The sequence below is a fragment of the Photorhabdus sp. S10-54 genome, assembly GCF_963878145.1.
GTDB lineage: Bacteria > Pseudomonadota > Gammaproteobacteria > Enterobacterales > Enterobacteriaceae > Photorhabdus > Photorhabdus kayaii.
Genome location: NZ_CAWNXG010000011.1, coordinates 118,256 through 142,806 on the forward strand (window position 1 = coordinate 118,256; position 24,551 = coordinate 142,806).

Annotated in this window: 18 protein-coding genes, 1 tRNA gene and 2 pseudogenes; 10 read left to right on the top strand and 11 right to left on the bottom strand. The window is 41.1% G+C overall.

Annotated features, from left to right (window positions below; all coding sequences use genetic code 11):
• Positions 1 to 117: 117 nt before the first annotated feature.
• From dppA to AACQ83_RS08670, 3 genes and pseudogenes are all read right to left on the bottom strand, one after another.
• Entirely contained in the window at positions 118 to 1,725 is a 1,608-nt protein-coding gene (gene dppA / locus AACQ83_RS08660; RefSeq protein ID WP_112878599.1) for a dipeptide ABC transporter periplasmic-binding protein DppA, read from the bottom strand.
• A 750-nt stretch (positions 1,726 to 2,475) separates the two neighbouring features.
• Positions 2,476 to 3,396: an EamA family transporter gene (locus AACQ83_RS08665; RefSeq protein ID WP_112878601.1), complete on the bottom strand. Its 921-nt coding sequence runs from the start codon at positions 3,394 to 3,396 to the stop codon at positions 2,476 to 2,478.
• A 44-nt stretch (positions 3,397 to 3,440) separates the two neighbouring features.
• A pseudogene (locus AACQ83_RS08670) lies at positions 3,441 to 3,674 on the bottom strand (adenine phosphoribosyltransferase); the annotation flags it as partial.
• A 762-nt stretch (positions 3,675 to 4,436) separates the two neighbouring features.
• Between AACQ83_RS08670 and AACQ83_RS08675 the strand changes: the two are divergent.
• The 4 genes from AACQ83_RS08675 (at position 4,437) to AACQ83_RS08690 (ending at position 8,438) form a co-directional block, all read left to right on the top strand.
• On the top strand, positions 4,437 to 5,213 hold the full coding sequence (locus tag AACQ83_RS08675) for a tRNA-dependent cyclodipeptide synthase (protein ID WP_240000750.1): 777 nt from the start codon (positions 4,437 to 4,439) through the stop codon (positions 5,211 to 5,213).
• Between the two features lie 85 nt (positions 5,214 to 5,298).
• On the top strand, positions 5,299 to 6,522 hold the full coding sequence (locus tag AACQ83_RS08680; protein ID WP_112878603.1) for a cytochrome P450, cyclodipeptide synthase-associated: 1,224 nt from the start codon (positions 5,299 to 5,301) through the stop codon (positions 6,520 to 6,522).
• Between the two features lie 317 nt (positions 6,523 to 6,839).
• Positions 6,840 to 7,220: a PadR family transcriptional regulator gene (locus AACQ83_RS08685; protein WP_205068649.1), complete on the top strand. Its 381-nt coding sequence runs from the start codon at positions 6,840 to 6,842 to the stop codon at positions 7,218 to 7,220.
• A gap of 132 nt (positions 7,221 to 7,352) precedes the next feature.
• Complete coding sequence (locus tag AACQ83_RS08690; RefSeq protein ID WP_240000751.1) at positions 7,353 to 8,438, top strand: methyltransferase domain-containing protein; 1,086 nt, start codon at positions 7,353 to 7,355, stop codon at positions 8,436 to 8,438.
• 81 nt (positions 8,439 to 8,519) lie between these two features.
• On the opposite strand, the gene AACQ83_RS08695 is transcribed toward AACQ83_RS08690, so the two are convergent.
• From AACQ83_RS08695 to glyQ, 3 genes are all read right to left on the bottom strand, one after another.
• Positions 8,520 to 8,596 (bottom strand) — tRNA-Pro (locus AACQ83_RS08695).
• Between the two features lie 318 nt (positions 8,597 to 8,914).
• Positions 8,915 to 10,984 carry a glycine--tRNA ligase subunit beta gene (glyS, locus tag AACQ83_RS08705; protein ID WP_112878605.1) on the bottom strand — a complete coding sequence of 690 codons (2,070 nt, stop codon included), beginning with the start codon at positions 10,982 to 10,984 and terminating at the stop codon, positions 8,915 to 8,917.
• A gap of 9 nt (positions 10,985 to 10,993) precedes the next feature.
• Positions 10,994 to 11,908, bottom strand: a complete 915-nt coding sequence (gene glyQ / locus AACQ83_RS08710; protein WP_112878606.1) for a glycine--tRNA ligase subunit alpha — start codon at positions 11,906 to 11,908, stop codon at positions 10,994 to 10,996.
• A gap of 195 nt (positions 11,909 to 12,103) precedes the next feature.
• Here glyQ and AACQ83_RS08715 point away from each other — a divergent pair, with 195 nt between their 5' ends.
• Both AACQ83_RS08715 and AACQ83_RS08720 read left to right on the top strand, forming a co-directional pair.
• On the top strand, positions 12,104 to 12,661 hold the full coding sequence (locus AACQ83_RS08715; protein ID WP_112878607.1) for a DNA-3-methyladenine glycosylase I: 558 nt from the start codon (positions 12,104 to 12,106) through the stop codon (positions 12,659 to 12,661).
• A gap of 205 nt (positions 12,662 to 12,866) precedes the next feature.
• The gene (locus AACQ83_RS08720; RefSeq protein WP_112878608.1) at positions 12,867 to 14,120 is read left to right on the top strand and encodes a valine--pyruvate transaminase; all 1,254 of its coding nucleotides are present in this window, start codon (positions 12,867 to 12,869) and stop codon (positions 14,118 to 14,120) included.
• Between the two features lie 336 nt (positions 14,121 to 14,456).
• Here the strand turns inward: AACQ83_RS08720 and AACQ83_RS08725 are convergent, their stop codons facing one another.
• Positions 14,457 to 16,115: a putative transporter gene (locus tag AACQ83_RS08725; RefSeq protein WP_112878609.1), complete on the bottom strand. Its 1,659-nt coding sequence runs from the start codon at positions 16,113 to 16,115 to the stop codon at positions 14,457 to 14,459.
• Between the two features lie 573 nt (positions 16,116 to 16,688).
• On the opposite strand from AACQ83_RS08725, the gene AACQ83_RS08730 reads away from it, so the two are divergent.
• Entirely contained in the window at positions 16,689 to 17,009 is a 321-nt protein-coding gene (locus AACQ83_RS08730) for a YceK/YidQ family lipoprotein (RefSeq protein WP_112878610.1), read from the top strand.
• Positions 17,010 to 17,071: 62 nt separating this feature from the next.
• Here AACQ83_RS08730 and AACQ83_RS08735 read toward each other — a convergent pair whose 3' ends face one another.
• A complete protein-coding gene (locus AACQ83_RS08735; protein ID WP_112878611.1) occupies positions 17,072 to 18,361 on the bottom strand; it encodes a DUF3748 domain-containing protein in 1,290 nt (429 codons plus the stop codon).
• A 133-nt stretch (positions 18,362 to 18,494) separates the two neighbouring features.
• Between AACQ83_RS08735 and AACQ83_RS08740 the strand changes: the two genes are divergently transcribed.
• A complete protein-coding gene (locus AACQ83_RS08740; RefSeq protein WP_112878612.1) occupies positions 18,495 to 19,112 on the top strand; it encodes a trimeric intracellular cation channel family protein in 618 nt (205 codons plus the stop codon).
• Here AACQ83_RS08740 and ligB read toward each other — a convergent pair.
• Complete coding sequence (gene ligB, locus AACQ83_RS08745) at positions 19,106 to 20,848, bottom strand: NAD-dependent DNA ligase LigB (RefSeq protein WP_112878613.1); 1,743 nt, start codon at positions 20,846 to 20,848, stop codon at positions 19,106 to 19,108. The genes AACQ83_RS08740 and ligB overlap by 7 nt on opposite strands.
• Before the next feature lie 246 nt (positions 20,849 to 21,094).
• Positions 21,095 to 21,319 (bottom strand): hypothetical protein, encoded by a 225-nt coding sequence (locus AACQ83_RS08750; RefSeq protein WP_036846160.1) that lies wholly within the window; start codon positions 21,317 to 21,319, stop codon positions 21,095 to 21,097.
• Between AACQ83_RS08750 and AACQ83_RS08755 the strand changes: the two genes are divergently transcribed.
• Positions 21,313 to 21,585, top strand: coding sequence for a helix-turn-helix domain-containing protein (locus AACQ83_RS08755; RefSeq protein ID WP_036846162.1), 273 nt, complete (start codon positions 21,313 to 21,315; stop codon positions 21,583 to 21,585). The two genes, AACQ83_RS08750 and AACQ83_RS08755, sit on opposite strands and share 7 nt — an antisense overlap.
• Before the next feature lie 837 nt (positions 21,586 to 22,422).
• A complete protein-coding gene (locus tag AACQ83_RS08760) occupies positions 22,423 to 23,097 on the top strand; it encodes a hypothetical protein (protein WP_112878614.1) in 675 nt (224 codons plus the stop codon).
• Between the two features lie 499 nt (positions 23,098 to 23,596).
• Here AACQ83_RS08760 and AACQ83_RS08765 read toward each other — a convergent pair.
• A pseudogene (locus AACQ83_RS08765) lies at positions 23,597 to 23,719 on the bottom strand (RNA-guided endonuclease TnpB family protein); the annotation flags it as partial.
• Between the last annotated feature and the right edge of the window lie 832 nt (positions 23,720 to 24,551).

Sequence of the window (24,551 nt, forward strand, 5' to 3'; positions counted from 1 at the left end):
ATCCCGAACTCTCTTTTTTAAATGCCGGTTACAGCTCTCAGGCCGTTTGGCTTGATAAGGGGGAGGACTTTCCCCCTTTGGCTCACAATTTAATAAACGCCTTAAGTAAGAACAGGATTATTCGAGAGACACGTTGCTGAAAATATGTCTGCCTAGAGGATCAACGACATAACCTTTAACTTCTTTACGAGTGGGTTCATACACCGTGGAATGAGCCACAATCAGGGCCGGAACCTGTTCGTGCATCACAACTTGAGCCTGTTTATAAAGCTCAACACGTTTAGCATGCTCAGCAACGATTCGGGCTGGCTGAATAACATCTTCAAACGGTTTGTAACACCATTTAGAGTAGTTGGAACCTAGTTCTTTGGCTGCGCAGCTAAACAAAGTTGCGAAGAAGTTATCTGGATCACCATTGTCTCCCGTCCAACCCATCATCACAATTTGATGCTCGCCATCTTTAGCTCGCTTCAAATATTCGCCCCATTCATAGCTGACAATTTTGGCCTTAACACCAATTTTTGCCCAGTCAGCCTGGACCATTTCAGCCATACGACGGGCATTCGGGTTGTATGCACGCTGTACGGGCATTGCCCACAGATCAATGGTGAAACCACTTCCCATCCCTGCTTCTTTTAGGAGCTGTTTCGCTTTTTCTGGATCGTACTGGTAATCTTTAAGATCATTGTAGTAACCCCACATGGTTGGTGGGATCAGATTTTTAGCTTTCTGACCCGCGCCCTGATAAACCGCTTCAACGATAGCGTCTTTATTGACTGCCATCGTCAACGCCTGACGAACTTTAACGTTATCCAATGGCTTTTTAGTGACGTTGAAAGCGACATAACCGACATTCAGACCAGGCTGTTCCAGCAAAACGATATCTTTATCCTGTTTCATGCGGGCAATATCTGCTGGATTTGGATATGGCATGATCTGACATTCGTTTTTCTGTAATTTTGCATAACGAACGGATGCATCAGGAGTAATAGAGAAAACTAGCCGGTCAATTTTGGCTTTATCTCCCCAGTATTGTTTGAAGGCTTTATACAGAATGCGAGAATCTTTCTGATATTGCACCAACTGGAACGGGCCTGTACCAATTGGATTCAGATCGACTTTCTCTGGCGTACCGGCTTTCATCATCTTATCTGCATATTCTGCTGACATAATAGAGGCGAAATCCATACCTAAATCAGCCAGGAATGGTGCTTCCGGGCGGCTCAGTTCAATCCGCACAGTATAATCATCTACTTTTTCAACCTTATTGATTATCTCACTCATACCCATGCCAATGAAATATTCATAGCTGCCGCCTGACACCTTGTGGTATGGATGGCTTGTATCTTTTTGCCGCATGAAAGTGTAGATCACATCATCAGCATTAAAATCACGGGTGGGTTTGAACTCTTTATTTTCATGCCATTTAACGCCTTTACGCAGATGAAAAGTGTAAACTTTACCGTCATCGCTAATATCCCATTTTTCAGCCAAGCTCGGGATAATTTCAGTTGTACCTGTTTTGAACTCAACCAAACGGTTATACAGTGGTCTGGAGCTGGCATCATAAGTTGTGCCAGCAGTGAACAATTGAGGATTAAAGCCTTCCGGTGAGCCTTCGGAACAATAAACCAATGTTTTTGCCTGAACGCTGGCGGTTACTGCCAATGCAACTAAGCTGACCCCTAGCTTCAATAACTTCGCCCCTTTAGAGAAAGTTGTCATTTTCTTGCACTCCATTTGTGGTGGTGTTGTGTACAGTCAGAATCTGCACTTTCTGTCAGAAACTGCGCTGTTTAGGTTTTGTTTATTATTTTCAGCTTATCAATTAAACAACTGTTGTCTCTTGCGTCAATAAGATCTCAACAGATGTCACAAACAACAGGAAAACACAAAGGAAACTAATAATTAACATAGTTAGCACAAAAACATGACAACTCGCACGTTTTATAGACAAAAAGACCATAAAAAGCTCATGGATGCAGGATTAATCACTATTAACCTGTGCGCAAAAATTGTGGTTGTTTGATTAATTAGTAAACGATTATTTCACTAGAAAAGATGATAACTGGCATAAAATGCTGTGTGCCGAATAAAATCGGCACCTGAAAAGTTAATCAAATAAGTATAACATTAATAATATAAATACATACAAAAACCTGTTACTAGTTTATCTACGTTTACATCACTTCTGGTTTCATTAATTACTCCAATTTCATCACATAAAAAACAACTTCATAGAAAGAAGGTAATTTTCTTAATTCCGCTATAAAATTATTATCGGTGAATAAACCAAGACGGTGATTAATTAGACATACATTATAGACGTGCTTAATGAGTTTATAAGCCTCTCTCTTTATAACTTTGTAAAAATTCCCCAGTTCAATAATAGACATAACAGTATCACTAATTTTCCCTAAATCTGTTGTTAACTTAGTTATTATCGGTCGTAATATTCCATCTATTTATACCTCATTATACCCTTTTGTCTTTTCTTATCTTACTTAAACCAAGAATAGTTAACAAAGAAACTATAACCGAGGCTGCAATCAAACTTTCAATAGAAAACGCTATGCGTGAATCAAGATATTGAAAAAGAATCGTAAATACAGGTATTAATAGAAATAACAAAGAGACATGAAGAGGGGTAATGGCATTAATTGCCTTCAGTACGAGATAGATTGGAAGTAAGTGCCCGACAGCAACAAGAATCAACATCGGAAGAATCATATCAATATTCAAACTAAGAGAAACATCGGATAGTGAAATATAACAAAATGAAAGTATCACCATTAAGATACTTCTAACAGACAATATCTCATATGTTTGCCATTTTTCCTTGAATAATTTCTTAGAAAAAATAGTGTATAATACCGTTCCTACAGCACCAATTATCACACTAACAATGCCAATAATCCTATCCTGAGTTGAGGTTGATGATAATCCACTATTTCCTAAAAATGTATTCACTAGCATCACACCTACCCCAATGAGAACTAACCAAGATATGACGACTTCTAATTTTTCTGTTTTTGCCTCGTCTTTATCGATAAAAGATGAAAGGAGGATTGTTATCGCAGGGCCACAAGCCACTGAAGCAACACCCACTATTGCAGGCTCAAGAAAACGTAGCGAAATGATTAATCCCCCCCAATTTAATAGAATTGAGATATTAACAATTAACACCAATAAGGTGTTCTTGCGGACCTTCACAATTAATTGATCAATCCCTTTGAAAATACTTATCATCATAAATAATAAAGTAGATGATATAAAGCAATAAAAGATAACAATAGCTGAATTTATCGATTGCGTTAAATACGCAACAAACACATCAAATGCTGCACTGATGAGGCAAAAAATAACCCCATATATTACGCCATTATATGAAGACATATATCACCTATTATTTTATTATTCCAAAAATTAAATTTCCGATATTGAACTGATTTTATTATTGCAAATTTATCTTTAATCTCCGCACTTCCTGTACTTAACGTATTATCAATAATAGAGACGCAATCACCCAACTTAATGCCATTGAGATCCATTTTTCCTTCAAAATGTTCAGAACTGATCTGTACAACAGTATTATTCATCTCATTCAAACAATAGGGATACCATCCAGCCATTGCTAATAGTATTCCTGTAAAGAGAGAGATAGCTGTTGCCAGTGACATTCACACTTCGAAAATACTCGACTACCGTTTATTCTAAACTTATTAATTTCGAGTAAAAGCGTGTTACCTATATCACTTAATTTCACAGTTATATTCCATTCAATGTTTATAGAAGATAATATTCATACACCATTCTTATCTTTTTTCAAACAAGTCATTCAATGAATGAGATATATTTCTCAGATGGATGAATTAAATGTCATTGATAGTAATTAAATGTTATTTTTTACTATGATATTATTAGTCGAATCCACCTTTTTTTAATTATTTGTTTTTTAAGTATTTAATTTATCTACCAAAGCCTATAAGTTTACGGACGAAAAATAGTTACACGCTCCTGACATTATTCTAGCCATATAAACAGAATATTTGTTAATATACTCAAATAAATTCGCCACGTGACTAATATGGCGAAGCATATTGACGTAAAGTTAAAAATACAGTATTAGGTGTTGTTATCTGAACAGCCTTCTTATTAGAAATCTCCAAGGATGACGATGCATTTTTATATCCGATTTTCTTCTCACTTTTTCAACAGTAGCCAGAATTGGTCAAGACTCATTTAGCATCAATTCGTTTATCGGCTCGAAATGTAGTTTATCTAACTCTGATTTTCGATAATCTTTGACATTTTTACGAGATTAAATTATATCAAATTTATGTATAAATATTTTAATGGAGATGTAATAAATCTATATAAAAATTAAACAATTTATACCAAGATTATGTGCGATTACATTAAAAAATGGAAAGTCAATGGAAATGTTATCTACTGAAAAAAAATACTTAAAAAAAACGAACAATCAAATATTACCAGTCCATTCAACATTGCTGCACGAGAATTCACCATCATTTACTGTCCAAGGTGAAACCTCTCGTTGTGACAAAATTATTCAAAAAGGTGATCACGCGCTAATAGGGATAAGCCCCTTTAACTCCCGTTTTTCAAAGGACTATGTAGTGGACCTTATTCAGTGGTCAAGTCATTATTTCCGACAAGTTGACATATTGTTACCTTGTGAACGTGAAGCTTCACGCCTTTTAGTCGCTGGTGGAGCTGAGAATGCTAAGGCTATCAAGAAAACACAGCGCGAAATTAGACGTCATTTATGTAACCTTGATTATGCTATTTCCACAGCAATGTTAAAAAGTAAGCAAATCAGAGTTATTCAATTTTGTGACTTTGCACTAAACCATGACTACCAATCTCTTAAAACACAAGTTGAAAACGCGTTTAATGAATCAGAATCTTTTAAAAAAATCTGCCTTAATATGGCCTTTCAAGCCATAAAAGGGAGACTAAAAGGTACCGGACAATACTTTGGTCCAATTGACCTAAAATTAGTATATAAAGCGTTACCATATATTTTCGCTGAAATTCCCTTTTACCTCGATACCCCTCGATTACTTGGGGTAAAGTATTCTACGTTACTTTATCACCGTCCTTGGCCAATCGGAAAAGGGTTGTTTAACTGTAGTTATCCTATACAAGTAGGAGATAGACAAAGTTACGGAATCGTCACTCAACCATAAAATACAAATAATCTGATGAAATAGTAATTGTATTTAAAGTTAATAAGCTCTTAGTACCAAATATCTTTAGAAAGGAAGCAAAATAATGGCTAAATTAAGTTCTTTTAGTATTCACGATCCCAAGTTCATAAAAAATCCTTATGATTTTTACGACATTTTGCATAAGCAAGATTTAGTTTATTTTGAACAATCCCAAAACAGCTATTTTATTGGCAAATATGAGGATGTTGACGCTATTTTAAAATCCTCAATTTTCAATACTAAGCCATTAACTGCACTTGCCGAACCGGTTATGGGGGATCGCGTTCTTGCTCAAATGGAAGGTGAAGAGCATGCGTGTAAACGCAAACTCATAATGCAAGGACTTTCAAGAGATTATTTTAATCGCTACTACGAACCCATGATTCGAAAGATTACTGAAGATCTCTTACAACCTTATATGGAAAAAGGAAATATAGATATTGTTAATGACTTTGGCCGCGATTATGCCGTATTAGTAACATTAGGTATTCTCGGACTGCCAAGTGATAACTATCGTGATATAGCTGAATGGCACAAGGGTATCGCTAGTTTTATTACCCAGTTTGACCAAACAGAACCAGAAAAAATGCACAGTCTTGAATGTAGTCAGAAATTAATTCGCTTACTAAAGCCTATAATAGATCAGAGACGGTGTAATCCCAGTGAGGACATTATATCTATATTTTGTCAAGATACAGCGATGTCCATGAGTGAAATTACAGCACTGTGTTTAAACATTCTATTAGCTGCTATAGAACCTGCTGACAAGATATTAGCAATGATGCTTAATCACTTAATATCTAATCCAAGTATGCTTGATACAGTGCTCAAAGATCGCAGTCTGGTTCGAGATGCATTTGAAGAAACTTTACGTCTGACATCACCGGTACAGCTAATTCCAAGAGAAACGGGTGAAGACGTCACTATTTCTGGTATCGATATACCTAAAGGCGCTGTAATATTTTGTATGATTGGCGCAGCTAATCGCGATCCATCGGTTTTTCACAAACCAAATGAATTTGATCTATATCGAAGAAAAAATACAACTTCTCAACAGAAAGCAAATCGAAAAAGACATTTAGCTTTTGGTGCAGGTACTCATGCCTGTGCTGCGGCTGCATTTTCACTCAATCAGTTGGAAGTTTCATCCAATATTATTTTGGATCGCCTGCACAATTTACGTTTTGCTAGTAATGATCATTATCAAGAAACAGGAGTGTATACACGAGGACCTTCTAAACTCCCTTTGAGTTTTGATCCAATAGCATCGTCTGCTGTCAAGGAATAGTCGCCCTTATCTGAAAATCACTATGGAAGCGATGGAATAGGAACATAAAGTTCATATTGTGGTGTAACGACGCCTATCAGCGGCATAATAGTGAATATGTGGAACTTCTGGAAAAACATCAGGCTTGTGTGAAATCGCTCAGAAGATCCATCTGGAATACTGTTAAGGGATGCCGGAAGTGAGTATCCCTTGAAACAATCAGGAGATACCTACATTTTATTATCGAAAAGAGGTGACTCATGAAGTCAATAATAAAGTAAATTAAACGGGCTACCTGATACATTGACACCTTGATGATCAAGGTATACGATGCCGTTATGAACAAGCCAAAGAAAACACTTAACACTGTTGGACGAACGACAGTGGACTACACTGATAGAATGTATTGGAATGGCATCATTAAGATGAGTTTATCCAAATTTTTCATTCTCAGTGTTCTACAACAACGGCCTATGCACGGTTACGAAATTGCCCGTGAGGTTGAACGTTCTACCCAAGGGTGTTGTTCACCTACCGAAGGTACAATTTATCCGGTGCTGCGTGAATTTGAGCAGGGAGAGTATGTAACGGTACACAATGAAACCGTTGCAGGTCGTGGACGTAAAGTATACACATTAACAGATAAAGGGCGGACAGCTTTTACTGTCGCTGTAGAAGCTTGGATGGAAGTCGCCGCACATATCAATCGTCAGCCATGACGATTTTTTTTGACTTAATACATTGTACATCTATGCATTGATCAGAAATATGAGGAATCTATTGTAAATCTGGCGCCAAATTACCGAAACGTAATATCAGCCTATTAATGATTTAATTTGGAGGAAATAAATATGAACGAACAATCGATTAAACAGCGAATCGAAGACATACAACACTATTATGGCAAAACCCTGTCTAGTAGAGAGGATCTTGCTATAAATGTATGCACTGTGGACAACACCACTTCAGACAGAATCAAAGAAATTCTTAAGCTTATTCATCCTGATGTACAGAAGCGTTTTTATGGTTGTGGTACGCCTTTTCCTCCCTTGCTAGAAGGAACGACAGTATTAGACTTGGGATGTGGGAGTGGGCGTGATTGTTTTATTCTGTCTCACCTTGTAGGTACCGAGGGTAAAGTTATTGGTATTGACGCAACAGCAGAACAAATCGAATTTGCCCAGCGTTTTGTGGATTACCATCGTCAAATCTTTGACTATTCATCCACCAATGTGCATTTTCAGCAAGGCTATATCGAGTCACTAGAACAACTTAATTTACCACCTGAAAGTATAGACGTTATCGTTTCAAACTGTGTCATCAATCTATCTGTATCTAAAGCAAGTGTGTTGGCTGGTATGGCCCGTTTACTCAAATCGGGTGGTGAAATCTATTTTTCTGACATTTTTTTAGATAGAAGACTGGACCAATCACTGAAAAATGACCAACAAATTGTTTGTGAGTGTATCGGTGACGCATTGTACTTTGAAGATTTCATACGGCTAGCAAGAACAGCCGGTTTTAATGATGTTCGTGTCATTAATAGCAGTTTGAAATCCATAAACAATAAGGAGATTGAGGAAAAACTAGGCGGTGCAAAACTGTATTCAATGACGCTGAGGCTGTTCAAATTAGATTTAGAAGACCGTTGTGAGGATTATGGTCAAGTTGCCATTTACAAAGGCAATTTACCAGATGCACCGGATCAGTTTGTGCTTGATCGAGAACATATTTTTGAGACAGGCAGAGCAGTCCCTGTATGCCGCAATACCGCCGATATGATCACCAAAAGCCGTTACCATACACTTTTTGATTTAATGGGTGACGGGAAGAAACATTATGGTCTTTTCAACGGTGGAAGGCCGCAGCATTTTGATGCTGATGGCAAAGTTATGCACCAAGTGGCTGTGGTTGTTAGAGTAAATGCTTCCAAATAGCAAAAAGCCTTGCAGCAAGGACTGTAAGGCTTCTCTATTTCTTTAAGTCTGCGGCTTATTTGACAGCCCCAAACTCTAAATTGGTCGGCGAGAGAGGATTCGAACCTCCGACCCACTGGTCCCAAACCAGTTGCGCTACCAAGCTGCGCTACTCGCCGAAAACGAGGCGAATCTTACTGCGCTCGCTACAGGCCGTCAATACCTTTTTGATAATCATAGGTTAGTTGCTGATAAAAACAACTGAACCTCAGTTATGTCGCACTTTCTCACAGATTTCACATCACGCTTAAATTGACTTGAATATCTTGGCTGACGCATCAGATACCAAGCTGATCGAATAAATCGTCAGCATCCTTTGCTTGATGAATGTCTTCACCACGATCACTCTTAGCCAAAGTTTCGGCAGTCAATTTATTAGAGGTATTAAGTTCCGGCTATCGCATTTCACAACAGCCGGAATTGACTATTTCAGGTCATTATTGCAGTAACGAAATATCCGCAACTCTCAGGAACAGGTCCCGCAATTCACTTAACAAAGTTAAGCGATTCACACGCACCTGCTGGTCTTCATCCATTACCATTACATTGTCGAAGAAAGCATCGACAACTTCACGCAGAGAAGCCAATTCAATCAGTGCTTCCTGATAGCGCCCTTCGGCAAACAAAGGCGTCAGCTTACCCTGTAAAACTATCAGATGCGTTGCCAGTTTCACCTCTTCTGGCGCTTTCAACGCAGAAACATCTACTTTCTCGTTCAATGTCTCTTCAGACTTAGCCAGAATGTTAGAAACGCGCTTATTCGCCGCGGCCAACGCTGCGGCTTCATCCAATGTACGGAAATGAGTGACCGCTTTAACACGGGCATCGAAATCAGCGGGTTGCGTTGGACGACGCGCCAATACAGCCTGAATGGTATCAATGCTGTAACCCTGCTCCTGATACCATGCACGGAAACGGCCAAGCATAAACTCAACCACGTCATCAGTGACTTTGGCATTCGTCAGCTTATCGCCGTACAAACGAACCGCTTCTTCTGTCAGTGTCTGCAAATCCAACGGCAGTTTTTTCTCAACGATAATACGCAAAGCCCCCAGCGCAGCACGACGCAGTGCAAACGGATCTTTATCGCCTTTCGGATGCTGACCAATGCCAAAAATACCCGCCAGAGTATCCATTTTGTCTGCAAGGGCTAATGCACAGGAAACACCCGTAGAAGGCAGCTCATCACCGGCAAAACGCGGCTGATACTGCTCATTCAGCGCCAGAGCGATATCTTCCGCTTCACCGTCATGACGAGCGTAATGCATTCCCATCACACCCTGAGTATCAGTGAACTCGAACACCATATTGGTCATCAGGTCACATTTGGACAACAGACCCGCACGGGTGGCGTAATTAACATCAGCCCCAATCTTCTCTGCAACCCAACCAGCCAAAGCCTGAATACGATCCGTCTTATCGCGCAAAGTACCAAGCTGTTTCTGGAACAGAACGGTTTCCAAACGTGGCAAGTTGTCTTCCAAACGCTGTTTACGATCCGTCTTAAAAAAGAATTCCGCATCAGCCAGACGAGGACGAACCACTTTTTCGTTACCAGAAATGATTTGTTGTGGATCAGAAGATTCAATGTTGGCAACAAAGATAAAGTTCGCCATCAACTTGCCCGCATTGTCGTAAACCGGGAAGTATTTCTGGTCACCTTTCATGGTGTAAACCAATGCTTCGGCTGGTACTTCGAGGAATTTCTCTTCAAATTTCGCCGTCAGCACAACCGGCCATTCAACCAATGAAGCGACTTCTTCCAACAAGCTGTCACTGATATCCGCAATGCCACCCAGTTTAACCGCCGCTTGTTCCACATCCTGTTTAATGAGCGCCTTACGGGTTTCATAATCCGCGATCACTTTACCGCGTTGCTGCAAAATTGCCGGATACTGTTCCGCATTGTCAATCGTGAATTCAGGCTCACCCATAAAACGATGACCACGAATGACACGCGCGGATTTGATACCCAGAATGTCACCTTCAATCAGTTCATCACCAAACAACATGGTAACGGTATGCACCGGGCGAACAAACTGAGTCTCTTTATCGCTCCAACGCATTAATTTAGGTATCGGCAACTTACTCAGCGCGTGATTGACCATACCCGACAATAGCTCTGTTGCACGGCGGCCTTTTACCAGCGCGCGATACAGTAACCATTCGCCTTTATCTGTCACCAAACGTTCAGCCTGAGAAGCCGCAATACCACAGCCACGAGCCCAACCTTCAGCCGCTTTTGTCGGTTTACCCTCCGCATCAAATGCCTGAGCAATCGCCGGGCCACGTTTTTCTACTTCACGGTCAGCCTGCGCTTCATCCAGATTGGCGATTTTCAGTGCCAGACGACGCGGCGTTGCAAACCAGCTCACTTCACCATACGCTAAATTCGCGTTATCCAACTCCACCGCAAAATTAGCAGCAAATGCTTCAGCCAGTGAACGAAGAGCCTTCGGCGGCAACTCTTCTGTGCCGATTTCCACCAGGAAAGTCTGTTGAGTCATGACAGCCTCTTAGTTCTGATTCTTTTTACACATAGGGAAGCCCAGTGCCTCGCGGGAGGCATAATAAGCTTCAGCAACAGCTTTGGTCAGGGTGCGGATACGCAGGATATAGCGCTGACGTTCAGTCACCGAGATAGCTTTACGGGCATCCAATAAGTTGAATGTATGACCCGCTTTGAGAATACGTTCATAAGCTGGCAATGGTAGCGGCGTTTCCAGCGCCAGCAGCTCCTGAGCTTCTTTTTCATATTGCTCGAAGCAGCTAAACAGGAAATCAACATCCGCATACTCAAAGTTATAAGTAGATTGTTCTACTTCATTCTGATGATAAATATCACCATAAGTGGTTTTACCCAACGGACCATCGGACCAAACTAGGTCGTAAACACTGTCCACGCCCTGGATATACATCGCCAGACGCTCAAGACCGTAAGTAATCTCGCCGGTTACTGGCTTACACTCAAGGCCGCCTACCTGTTGGAAGTAAGTAAACTGAGTCACTTCCATCCCGTTAAGCCACACTTCCCAGCCCAATCCCCAAGCACCTAACGTTGGGTTTTCCCAGTTATCTTCAACAAAACGGATATCGTGAACTGTCGGGTCCAACCCCAATTCTTTCAGCGAACCCAGATATAATTCCTGAATATTGTCTGGTGACGGCTTAATAATGACCTGAAACTGATAGTAATGTTGTAAGCGATTCGGGTTTTCACCATAACGGCCATCTGTCGGACGACGGGAAGGTTGCACATAAGCCGCCGCAATTGGCTCTGGGCCAAGTGCACGCAGGCAAGTGATTGGATGAGAAGTGCCCGCGCCGACTTCCATGTCCAGTGGTTGGACAATGGTGCAGCCCTGGCGCGCCCAATAATCCTGTAAGGTCAGGATCAGCCCCTGAAAGGTCTTGGTATCAAACTTTTGCATGTTGGATCCGCACGCGATACATATGAATTTGAAAGGAAGTCGGTCAGTATACCCTTTGACCTTAAGATATACAGCCCTGAATTCGCTCTCAATTCCGCCCTGAAATAAAAAAATCTTAATCTGGCTATTTTGCTTGTATATATATACAGTTAAAGTACAGTCAATTATTAACCATCAACATCGGGAATAATCATCATGGAACTAACACGCTGTAATTGGGTGACCTCTGATCCTGAATATCTGGCTTACCATGACAATGAATGGGGAAAACCACAAGAAAATAGCCAAAAGCTGTTTGAAATGATTTGTCTGGAAGGCCAGCAATCCGGGCTATCATGGCTGACTATCCTGAAAAAACGTGAGGGCTATCGCCAATGTTTTCATCAGTTTGATCCGGTAAAAATTGCCGTCATGGATGAAAATGATGTGGCACGGCTGATGCTTGATCCTGCTATTGTCCGCAATCGCGCCAAAATTAACGCTATTATCAACAATGCGCGGGCATATCTTAAAATGCAACAACAGGGTGAAGAATTCAGCATCTTTATCTGGCGTTTTGTTGATAACAAACCGATTATTAATCAGTGGAAAACCATCACAGAGGTGCCGGTAAAAACAGATCTTTCAGATGAGTTATCACAAGCACTGAAAAAAAGGGGGTTCAAATTTATCGGCAGTACCACTTGCTATGCATTTATGCAGGCAACAGGCTTGGTCAATGACCATATAACTGACTGTTTATGTAGAAAATAAATTCAGTGAATTACAATAGCCCCAAGATTAACACCAATAATAAAACTGGATATTAACCAAACATTTAGCTCTTTATTTTAAATGTTAAATTAAATGCCATATTAAATAATTAATAGTCATAATTTTCCAGATTGCACCTCGATAATGCGAAGGGTATGGTGTTATTTCTTCTAATTTAAATAACACACCGACAACGAACACGGCTATGATTTTTTCTCAATTCGGTAACAAGTTTACACAAGACGCAGGTATAACCCGCCTGATGAATGACCTTAATCAAGGGTTGCGGACACCTGGTGCAATTATGCTGGGCGGTGGTAATCCTGCACATATCCCGGAAATGGATGACTATTTTCAGCAATTACTGACTGAAATGGTCGCAAGCGGCCAACTCACGGAAACACTATGCAACTATGATGGCCCTCAGGGTAAAGATACGCTAATTCGAGCATTGGCAGAGATGCTACGCGAAAAACTTGGCTGGGAAATTGGTACACAAAATATTGCCCTGACCAATGGCAGCCAGAGCGCATTTTTCTATCTGTTTAACCTGCTGGCCGGGCGCAGTGAAGATGGCTCTACCCGTAAGGTACTATTTCCACTGGCACCGGAATATATTGGTTATTCTGACTCAGGGCTGGATGAAGGCTTATTTGTTGCCAATAAACCCAATATTGAATTATTGCCAGAAGGCCAATTCAAATACCGTGTTGATTTTGACCATCTCAATATTACCGAAGATATTGGCCTGATCTGTGTTTCTCGCCCAACCAACCCAACGGGTAACGTCATCACTGACGAAGAATTGCAACGGCTGGATTATCTGGCTCAACAACACCAGATTCCATTACTCATTGATAATGCTTATGGCGTGCCATTCCCAGGTATTATTTTTAGCGAAGCTACACCATTGTGGAACCCTAATACTATTCTGTGCATGAGTCTATCCAAATTAGGGCTGCCCGGTTCACGCTGCGGAATCATTATCGCTAACGATAAAATCATCAATGCCGTCAGTAATATGAATGGTATCATCAGCCTTGCGCCGGGCGGTGTCGGCCCCGCAATGGCATTGGAAATGATCCGTCGCAATGACCTGCTTCGTTTGTCACAGAACATTATCCGCCCGTTCTATCAACAACGGGTTCAGGACGTGATTCAGATTATCCGTCGTTATCTGCCGGTAGAACTTTGCCTTATCCATAAACCAGAAGGCGCCATTTTTTTGTGGCTGTGGTTTAAAAATCTGCCGATAACCACAGAAACACTTTATCAAAGACTGAAAAAACGTGGTGTGTTAATGGTTCCAGGTCACTATTTCTTCCCCGGACTGGAACAAGACTGGCCGCATGCTCATGAATGCATGCGTATGAATTATGTTCCTGATCCGGAAAATATTGCAAAAGGGATTGCGATTCTGGCAGAAGAAATTGAGCAGGCACATCAGCAAGCAGCCTGAAATCAATGTAATCAAATCAATAATGTAATTAAATCAATATAGTAAAAAAGCTCCTGCCCGGAAATGCAGGAGCAAAATGATAACGAGGACTTTACATAATTATTTTCAGAATTTGTAGAATGCTTTGTGCATAAAGAAGAGAAAGAAACACTCCTTGTTTGCCCACTCTCCTTAAGCAGCCTCTATTCAATCAGAAATTTCTAAATCCAATGCCTCGAATAGGCGTGTTTTTGTGCGTTTACTGATGGCTAATGCAAGAGTACATTACGCATTAATGAGACTTTCAGCCGATATGCCAAACTGCTTATTCAGTTTCCAAATTATTTATGTCTTTTACTATAAAGCCCAAAAAAGCACCGCCAATAATTGTGGCGACATAATCCTCAAAAACATTGCCAGCGGATAAACCGTCGCATAAGAAAGCGCCGCAGCCCCATTAGTACTGTGAATAGCATTAGCAAAAGCCAACGCGGGGGGATCAGTCATTGACCCGGCAAGTACCCCACATAAGCTAAGATAATTCATTTTAGCGACTATACGGGCCAGAATACCGACTGTGAGTAACGGAATAATCGTAATTAAAACGCCATAACCTACCCAAATCAGACCATCCCCATATATAAGAGTGTTAATAAAATCACCACCAGATTTCAGCCCAACAACAGCAAGAAACATCACAATACCCAATTCACGCAATGCAAGATTAGCACTGGGAGGCATGAACCAATATAGCTTACCAATGGTCCCTATTCGCCCCAAAATCAAAGCGATCACCAATGGTCCACCTGCTAGTCCAAGGCGCAAAGCAACGGGGAAACCCGGAATAAACAACGGAATTGATCCCAGTAATACCCCAAGACCAATCCCGATAAATACAGGCAACATCTGTACTTGCTGGAGTTTATGTTTTGCATTGCCTAACAGAGAAGCTACCGCTTCAATAGATTCAGGGCGACCAACAATATTTAAAATATCACCAAACTGTAAGCTAGCATTATTACTGGCAACCAATTCAACTCCCGCACGGTTTAATCGGGTAACAACCACATCATATTTTTGCTTAAGATTCAGTTCACGTATCCGTTTACTCAACACTGCGTCATTAGTCACAACCACTTTGGCAGATTGCAACGTATTACTTGATGTAGACAGAGAAATATCCACTTCCTCACCCAACACCAATCTAACTTTATCCAAATCTTCCCGATGACCCACCAAATATAGGAGATCCCCACTCTGAATCACTGTGGTGTATGAAGGCACCATAAGCAAATCGTCACGTTTCAAGCGAGAACAAACCACATTATCACGGTTAAGTAGGGGAATATCCTGCATACATAACCCATTCAAGTTTGGGTTACGAACTGCAATATTCATGGTTTGCAAAATTTCGCGACTACAACCATTTTGGCTATCAAATTCTTTAGCTTCACGTTCAATATTCACTTTGAAAAATAGCCGTACCAACCACATCACCAGTAAAATACCGCAAATCCCCATTGGGTACGCCATTGCGTATCCCATGCCCATTTGGCTGACAAGGGCAGAATCTGAACCAAGATCCGTCAGAATTTGTTGACCGGCGCCGAGAGAGGGAGTATTCGTCACCGCACCAGAGAAAATACCCAGAATAATTGGCAAAGGAACATGAAACAGTTTATGAATAATCGCCGTTACCAACCCACCGATAATCACAATGAATACCGCCAGGCCATTCAGTTTCAGTCCCGATCGTCGTAATGAAGAGAAAAAACCCGGCCCTACTTGGATACCAATAGTGTAAACAAACAGAATCAAACCGAATTCCTGAATAAAATGCAGCATATCGCTGCTCAATGTCAGTTCATAAGTTTGAGCAAAATGACCGACGATAATGCCACCAAACAGCACACCACCAATACCTAATCCAACTTCATATATTTTCCAGTTTCCAATCCACAATCCAAATGCAGCAGCTAATGCCAACATACTCACTGTAAGAGCAATATCACTCATAACCCGTTTCCTTTACCAAAAGTTAAAAAACCGGGAGATTAGTTCTGTTTACTCTCTGATTCTGTCAGAAATTAAATAGCCGTTATGTGGTTAATCACACAAATTATAAGGATTTATCACCCCCCAAAGGAGCACAACACTCATTAGAACGTTATTATTAACAGACAAAAGCCAAATCGTTTTAGCCTTAAAATTATTTAAGTTATATACCCTATGGATTTCAAGATGCATCGCGACGGCAAAGGAGCGAATCCCCGGGAGCATAGCGAACGATGTGACCGGGGTGAGTGCAGCCAACAAAGAGGCAACTTGAAAGATAACGGGTATAAGCTATTCAAATCATTATGATGACTTACATTATTTTTTATTAATTAAAAAACAGAAAAAAATCCTGTTACATAAAAAATTCACGACTTTTTGATATCAGTGCTATGGTCAATGTTGCATGACGTGATTATAGTGATTGATGTCAAAGCTCTTCATTAAGAGATTTGGGAAAATAAAAATCACCCAACAAACTTATGCAAGAGCAAACTATTTCAGCGGCTTAGCCATACGAGATCGATAGAACCGATGAAGAGTAATAAATTAATTCTATTTTGCGTCACATTAGGATGGTTGTTAATCAGCGGGTGTACCAGCATCATGACACATTCAGGGCCTAGCCGCGGTTATTATCCCGGAGCTAAAGCTAACATTGAAATGTTAAAAGACAAAGATACGGGTTGGGTAATGAAACCATTACTCGCGATTGATCTGCCTTTTTCTGCGCTATTAGATACTCTCTTATTACCTTATGACTATATAAAATCTGACGAAGATCAATCAACAAGTTCACCAAAAGAGCGAATTGAAAAAATAGAAAAAGCACAACGTCAAACCAAAACCAATTAATTGATAATCCGTTCCGGTTTATTTATTGCCACCAGCGGAGAGTGAGCTGACGGCAAATATATTTATTTCAATCCGGTTTCCACCAGGAAAATTTGCATATAGCCATCGACTTCACGCATAAATGCAATATGATGACTATCCGGTGAAATCACCACCGCTTCCGCAGCAGGCGCTTTTTCTGTACGCTTCGTCAAACGTTGCATCTGACCATTTTGTACATTGCATAGCATCACGCTGTTATCACAAATAAAAGCAACAAACTGACCACTAGCTTCCCAACTAAAAGCAGATTGAATACCACAGTAACTCTGCGTTATTTGACGAGGCTCTCCACCATTTGGCGATATTGTCCACAATTGCACAATACCATTATCATCTTTCATCAGAAAACCAATCTGTTCACCATTCGGTGAAGCACGCAACCAGTGACGCGGGTTATTCACAACTCCCGGCCAACGTTTGTGGCTGGTCAATGTCAAACGACGCTGCATTACACTGGCAGGCGGCGCGGGTAACGTTGTTTCCGTACCTTCCAGCGGTTTTCCCCCTGCTACCGCATAATCAGCGTCCTGTTCAGGTAGATCAACGATATAAACTTCCGGTACTTTTTCCCCTGTTGCAGAAATGGTATCGCCAATAAATGCCAACGCCCAACGCTGCCAATTACCATCCGCTTTACGATATCCTGCTTGACCTACCCAACATTCTTCATAGGCGCGGTTAATATCATCACTGCCCGGCTCCGGCTGAAAAGCAGCAGTACTAACCACAACGGAGAAATAGCTACCATCATATTCACGGGGATGGTGTTTAGGTGGTTCAACTGGTTTCAGGGGCACAGCAACAGCGATATTGCGCAAATCCAGCACTGGATCAAGCTCATGCATAACATGGTCGTTATAAGTAAAGCTCAGGCGGCTACCATCTGGGCTGAATACATGAACGTGACTGCCTCCACGCAGCGCTCCCGGAGTATAAGGGGCAGTAATATCCATTGCATCCAGCGTAACCGCTTTTCCCGGAGAATCCTCACTGACAATTACGCCCCGACGGTGATGAAAGTCATAGTGCCATTGCTCATCTGGGAATTCTGGCCCATGAATAAACGCATATCGGACAGGTTCTGTTGGGCTGACTGTCACTACGCCAACATGAGCGCCCTCCTTTGCCTGATAGATAATGTCTGTTTTTCCACTCTGTACATGAATTTTTTCTATCGTTAAACCAGTAAAAGAAGCACCATGAGGACGCACATCATAAACTAACCACTGACTGTCTGGTGTCCAGACATTAATATTAGTAAGCTGGTGGCTACGGTTATCTAACGTGATTTGCCGTTCCTGAAAGGCCATTTTATTATCCTTGCATCAGGTTTTTTCGGATAAATAATATTAATCCGAAATGGATGGAACTAAAAAATTTCAGTCGAGACTTTACCACTTCGACATTACTCTTACTTTTTTATGCTACGTACATTTCATTTCTATGTTACTAAGTGTTCTTTATATCATTGGTATTACAGCTGAAGCGATGACCGGGGCTTTAGCCGCCGGCCGCCGTAAAATGGATATGTTCGGCGTGATTATTATTGCTTCCGTAACGGCGATTGGCGGTGGCTCCGTTCGAGATATACTACTAGGGCATTATCCCCTCGGTTGGGTTAAGCACCCTGAATATATCGTCACCGTTGCCTGTGCCGCCGTAATCACCACTTGGGTTGCGCCGATGATGAAACATTTACGCCGCCTGTTTCTGATCCTTGATGCCATTGGCTTGATTGTCTTCTCCATTATTGGCGCACAGATTGCGTTGGATATGAACTATGGCCCAATCATTGCTTCCATTGCGGCAGTTATCACCGGTGTTTTCGGTGGCGTGTTACGCGATATGTTGTGTAACACCATTCCGTTGGTTTTCCAGAAAGAGATCTATGCGGGTGTCTCCTTTACCGCCGCCTGGTTATATATTGGCTTACAGCACACACCGTTACCGCAAAACGGCATTGTTCTGATTACCCTGATCGCCGGTCTGACAGCAAGATTGGTTGCTATTCGCTACCGTCTTGGATTACCGGTCTTTAATTACGAACACTCCGATCACTGAGCCATATCAGCGGGGTTAACCACCACCCCGTTTTCCCGGTCAAAACCTGTTATCCTTGCCACTGACAGTTTTTCCGCGATTGCTTTAATCTGCGTGTCATTGACAAAATCAGACAACTTTTTAAATTGCCCGGTAGTAAGTTGCTGTTTTAACTGTGTTCCGGCTAATTTCTGCTCCAGTTGCAGCCAGTGAACAACATCGTCAGGCAACTTATCCATATAAGGCACTCCAATCCCTTTCATCCAATAGGAAAAAGGCTGATTTTTTGCCTTGCTGAATTGTGAATAAATAGCCTGTGCTCGTTTATCTCCAATTCCCGGTAAGGCAGCAATTTGTTGAACTGAAAGTGCTAACCAACCGGTTAAATCAGTGACTAACTTCTGTTCGGTCAACATTGCCCAACTACCGCTACTGACACCTGTCATTTGCAGATTTTCACCCAGCCATTTCAGTCGTGCATTAAATTGTTGTTCACAACCCACCGTTAACGTCAAACAACTCAGCGCATGATAACGCTGCTTATCCGGTGGCTGAATATCCTGACGCTCTTTGATCCGCCATACCACCTGAGCTAATTTCGGGATACCATGACCTGCCAATGTAAGCGTCACCCGATCCCCCGGTAATACATCCAACTGTCGCCAACGACGAACAGAACCAATATTGACTCTACTTATCTGCCGATCATCCAGTTTCACCTTATCCAGCCCAAGCACCACTGAGATTTTGCCCGTTCTGCCAATAGTAAAATTAACTTCCCTGACTTGTGTGACCTGATGGCGTAAAGGGTGTTTCCATGCCACAGCCCAACTGTTAGATCCAGACCGCCACTGGTTTCCTTTAGGTTCAATTTCCTGTTTCAGCACGATACCGTCTGTAGCAAAAGGCATGGGTTGTTCAAAATAGTGCATCCGCAGTTTCTGCACCTGCTCTGGTTCCTCTATTTTATGACTGTAGCGAAGCGCCAATGGAAACCCCATATCTGCCAGTTTGCGCAATTTACTTTCCATCTCCGCAGGGCCATCCGGCCAACTCCAGATAAATACACCGACTTGCTTTAATTCTGACGAATGGTCCTTACGCATCATCAAACCCGCAACCCGATTACGAGAGCCATCACTCCCCAATAATTGCTGTCTATGCCCCTCTTTATGCAGAAAGAGTTCTCCTTGCAACACCAAATCAGGTGGAGCATTTTCTATATTCTGCGGAATATCGGGAATATGTCGGCTTTTTGCTGTCCAATTTACCCCTTCGGCACCATTGCCCCGGCTGATTAATGAAACAAGTTTCCCGTTCTGATAAACCAATGTTACCGCTACACCATCAATCTTTGGCTGTAACCAGACAGGTAATCTACCGTGCAACCATCGGTTAATTTCCTGCTTGTCTTTCAGTTTACTTAATCCGGTATGAGCAACCGGATGAACAAGCTTATTATCAGGAAAAACTTCCACAGGAAAATCTGAATGGGGTGCTTGTTTCAGACAGAATTGCCAATGAGTCAGCTCCGCCATTAATTGATCATAAACCTCATCATCGATCTCGCTGATCCCTTTCTGACGATAGAGCTGATCCCAGTGAGCCATCTGTTGCATCAAGCTTTTAGTTTCACGTTGTAATTTGTCCTGCGACCATTCGGGGCAATTCTTTTCTGTATTCGAAACAAAAATTTCAGCCGCAACTATCGGTGAACTGAAAACAATGAACAGAATCAATATCAATAAATTAAGCATCCGTGCTCCCTGGCTATCCATGCATAACGGCAAAATAGAGGATAAAGAGATAGTGTCCAAGGCAGAGATAATAACTTTGCGAAGCGGTTCGAAGAATAAATGCCTAAAATCCCCAAATAACGAATTATCTCTATTCAACTACCAGATAACCCTCAGCAATTCGAAATACAATGTTAACCTCTATGATTGCTTGTTATTTATCAATTACGATTTTTTTAATTTCTGTGCAGAGCTGAGGCCGATGCATCATGCTTCCAGAACCTCAACTACCTGCTCTGTACCACTCATAAAACTAACCAGTTCCCTACGGCCACCTGGGTATTCCTTAATAACCATTCCTGCTGGAGTGTCAAACTCTGCATAATAAATTGGTTCACCCGCATTGAGGTGAGCACGCGCCTCTGAACCATCGTCATTTGCCAGTTGAGCATCAAAGATAGCCATAAAAGTGCGCTCTTGCGCCGGTGACATTTCATCTAAAATCCAAAGCATTAGCTAACTCAGATGTAAAAGCTGAGTATGATGCGCTAGAGCCAAAATTCGAGCTAATTAATACTCTATTACGAATACGGCACGCTGCTGGTTTAACGCAAAATCAAGTTGCACAGCGTATGGGAACGAAAGAAGCGAATATCTCCAGGCTTGAAAAAGGAAATGGAAGCCCAACACTTAAAACACTATTGAACTACGCCAAAGCGTGTAATTGTGAACTACGTTTTAGCTTCAAAACAACTTAATCCAAACAGTTAATCAATCTATTAAGTATTGTTTTGTTATTGTAAACCATTAACCAATGGCTGAAACAAAGATAATAACTCAGCCTGTCATGTATTAATTTAAAATACCAACTTACCCGCCCTCGGTTATCACCAAAATCGACTTTCAAATAAAGATTAAAAAACAACAATTTAACCAAGCAGCTTGGGAAATAAATATTAAAAACCACATAGAACGGGTATTACGACAAAAACTTAATAACGCCTTATTTCCTGCCTTCCTATTAATTATTACTAAATTAAGTTATTCGTTCACATAGTAATAGTCATAGTCATAGTCATAGTCATAGTCATAGTCATAGTCATAGTCATAGTCATAGTCATAGTCATAGTCATAAAGATGTATATCCTCACTAAATTTCTCTGCCTAAATCTCATTATTATCACTCTTGTAATTTATCTGTGAAAAACAACCTAAAAACCACTACCAACAATCAGATTTAACATTAACCTGAGGTTATCAGCCGATAACTATTTCCTATTATCTTTTTTTTAAAAATAATTGCTAATCTTATTTATGTCTTCGTAGCAATAGAAATTCAGCTTAACCCGCAAGGGATAGATTTTATGGCATAGGTTCCCTGTAGGTAAAGGTAAATCCGATATAACCTTAAGTTAGGAGAGTAATATGAATCAAGACGATTTCTCCTCAAACATGAGTTCCAGCAATACTCTTACATGAACGAAACCGTGTAATAACGACCTGCACGGGTGACCCGATGCAGAGAATAATCATCTGAAAAAGGAGGGCCCTTAAAAGGCCAATACAATCTGGCCGGGACAGGGTTATCACAGAGAATGAAAATTTTTAATATGGCAACCGGGGAACTATCCCCATCAGAGTATTATCAACCTAATCCTGCTACACCCCCTTGGAACCTAACGTGGGCAATCAAAGCTCTCGGGCATCCGGTGATATATGGGAAAGACAACAGGGGTAAGCCAATTCGTTACCCAGAAGTAGGTACCAGTACCTTATTGAATGTCTTTCCGACAGTAATAGATCATAATTTTCCAAAGCCGAGAGTAGACGATATGACGCTGGAACAAGGCAAGTTCTGGATAAATGCACAAAACAGCATCTTCAAGATCCCACGTGTGGTCACAGGTAAGTATATCTGTCAGATGGTTGCCAAACGTAAAGATGGACGTCCAGGGAAAGCCACAGTAATCCTCAAGATGGATGCTACCGTTGTAAATTATATACTCTACAGGTTCAAGGGAGACAAAAACGTTATGGAATCTAGCGTGAACGACCTGATTTACACAGCAAGCTGCCGAGGGACCGGATTTTCATGGGAGCGTAAACCCGAAGAGAAATTTGAGTGGGAAAGTAAGTGGGAAAACGCGGTACTGTCAATTAAAATGCAAGACACTTGCGATTGGATTTATGATGTTGCTTTCTGGACGCCACCAAACAACAATCCAAATGGTCAGTTTAAAGACCCAGCCATCCTGAGGCCTAATAGCTAACCTGGAGAAGCCAGATCCCTGTAATAACTCAGATAACCTATCCGGAATGAGAAGGCAGGTAGCAGCAATAAATAAAAATCTTTAACAGAACAACCGGGGAGTCATCCCCGGTTGAGCACTCAATGAATACGGATAAATATACTGAGCTATCATTTACCCTGTTTCTTATTAATATGAAATATATTAAAATAGATAATCCGTTTCCGTAACGGTCAGTTTTTACATAAATCATTTAAATATCACTATTCGGAAATTAATTCCTCCTGACTTGCCTCATTCACACTTATCCATATTATCGACTTACTTATTCATGCCACTCTTACAATATTTTTATTTCAATTGCTATATATTGCAAAATGGTGGTGTGATCACCTTGGGAAATAATGCTGATTGTCAATCAGTGACTGCTCCCCGCCGTAAAAAACGGTGAGGCTTCTCACTTCTCAGGCCGCCACCGTCTTTATGACGGATTTAGCTGGCCTCCATGGGCAGAAACGACGAGTCCCGCCGCTGCGGCTTTGTATTCCAGTTTCATGAGGAAGCTATTCCAGCCCGCATCCCCGATAACGCGGGCAAGCTGGTGATCCTTCATTATATTAGCCGATTTCAGCGTCTCATTAATTTGAAATATTAGCTTACCTGCCCTCTGTTATTACCAAATTAAGTTACTCGTTCACGTAATAATAGTCATAAAGATGTATATCCCCGCTAAATTCCTCTGCCTAAATCTCATTATTACCACTCTTGTGATCTATCTGTAGAAAATAATCTAAAAACCACTACCAACAATCAGGTGTAGCATTAACCTAAGGTTATCAGCCGATAACTTTTTTCTATTAGATTTTTACTTAAATAATGTCTAATATTATTCATGTCAGTAGAAATTCAGTTTAACCCGCAAGGGATAGGTTTTATGGCATAGGTTCCCCTGTGGGTAAAAGGTAAATCCAATATAACCTTAATTAGGAGAGCAATATGAAGGATATTGTCTGCCTAAACTCAACAAGTTTTGCTTTCACAGCCCTACGAGCAGACCGTAGTGTAGTCGCTTGGGGAGGCAGAAATGACGAGGATACTAAAGCATACGGTGAATACGATTAATTGCCCTATTAAGTATTTTTTAGTATGAACCACTAAAAATATACTAAAGACTGACACAACAGTAGATTTAGCAGCACATCGCTATTCTACACGCTACCCTCTGAGTTTTTGGGATACAAATACCCAAGGTTACATTGGCCGAGATAGTTTTCCATTCCGGCCTCAACTCAATAAACAATAGTCATATTGAATTATCCCATGTGTATCAGCCAGCAATTGCTAATAAACCTGAACTCTGGATAAGGAAGAAAAGAAAAAAGGAACTAAGTGCCTGAGGCACGATCAAAGTTTTTGCTTAGAAAACAAAATCGTGGGGATCCTCAGGCTATGACTACTTTAGAAGAACTTTACTG

Bases quoted from the DNA above. Each gene is read 5' to 3' on its own strand.
- dppA (WP_112878599.1), bottom strand. From the start codon at position 1,725: ATGACAACTTTCTCTAAAGGGGCGAAGTTATTGAAGCTAGGGGTCAGC.
- AACQ83_RS08665 (WP_112878601.1), bottom strand. From the start codon at position 3,396: ATGTCTTCATATAATGGCGTAATATATGGGGTTATTTTTTGCCTCATC.
- AACQ83_RS08675 (WP_240000750.1), top strand. From the start codon at position 4,437: ATGGAAATGTTATCTACTGAAAAAAAATACTTAAAAAAAACGAACAAT.
- AACQ83_RS08680 (WP_112878603.1), top strand. From the start codon at position 5,299: ATGGCTAAATTAAGTTCTTTTAGTATTCACGATCCCAAGTTCATAAAA.
- AACQ83_RS08685 (WP_205068649.1), top strand. From the start codon at position 6,840: ATGAACAAGCCAAAGAAAACACTTAACACTGTTGGACGAACGACAGTG.
- AACQ83_RS08690 (WP_240000751.1), top strand. From the start codon at position 7,353: ATGAACGAACAATCGATTAAACAGCGAATCGAAGACATACAACACTAT.
- glyS (WP_112878605.1), bottom strand. From the start codon at position 10,984: ATGACTCAACAGACTTTCCTGGTGGAAATCGGCACAGAAGAGTTGCCG.
- glyQ (WP_112878606.1), bottom strand. From the start codon at position 11,908: ATGCAAAAGTTTGATACCAAGACCTTTCAGGGGCTGATCCTGACCTTA.
- AACQ83_RS08715 (WP_112878607.1), top strand. From the start codon at position 12,104: ATGGAACTAACACGCTGTAATTGGGTGACCTCTGATCCTGAATATCTG.
- AACQ83_RS08720 (WP_112878608.1), top strand. From the start codon at position 12,867: ATGATTTTTTCTCAATTCGGTAACAAGTTTACACAAGACGCAGGTATA.
- AACQ83_RS08725 (WP_112878609.1), bottom strand. From the start codon at position 16,115: ATGAGTGATATTGCTCTTACAGTGAGTATGTTGGCATTAGCTGCTGCA.
- AACQ83_RS08730 (WP_112878610.1), top strand. From the start codon at position 16,689: ATGAAGAGTAATAAATTAATTCTATTTTGCGTCACATTAGGATGGTTG.
- AACQ83_RS08735 (WP_112878611.1), bottom strand. From the start codon at position 18,361: ATGGCCTTTCAGGAACGGCAAATCACGTTAGATAACCGTAGCCACCAG.
- AACQ83_RS08740 (WP_112878612.1), top strand. From the start codon at position 18,495: ATGTTACTAAGTGTTCTTTATATCATTGGTATTACAGCTGAAGCGATG.
- ligB (WP_112878613.1), bottom strand. From the start codon at position 20,848: ATGCTTAATTTATTGATATTGATTCTGTTCATTGTTTTCAGTTCACCG.
- AACQ83_RS08750 (WP_036846160.1), bottom strand. From the start codon at position 21,319: ATGTCACCGGCGCAAGAGCGCACTTTTATGGCTATCTTTGATGCTCAA.
- AACQ83_RS08760 (WP_112878614.1), top strand. From the start codon at position 22,423: ATGAAAATTTTTAATATGGCAACCGGGGAACTATCCCCATCAGAGTAT.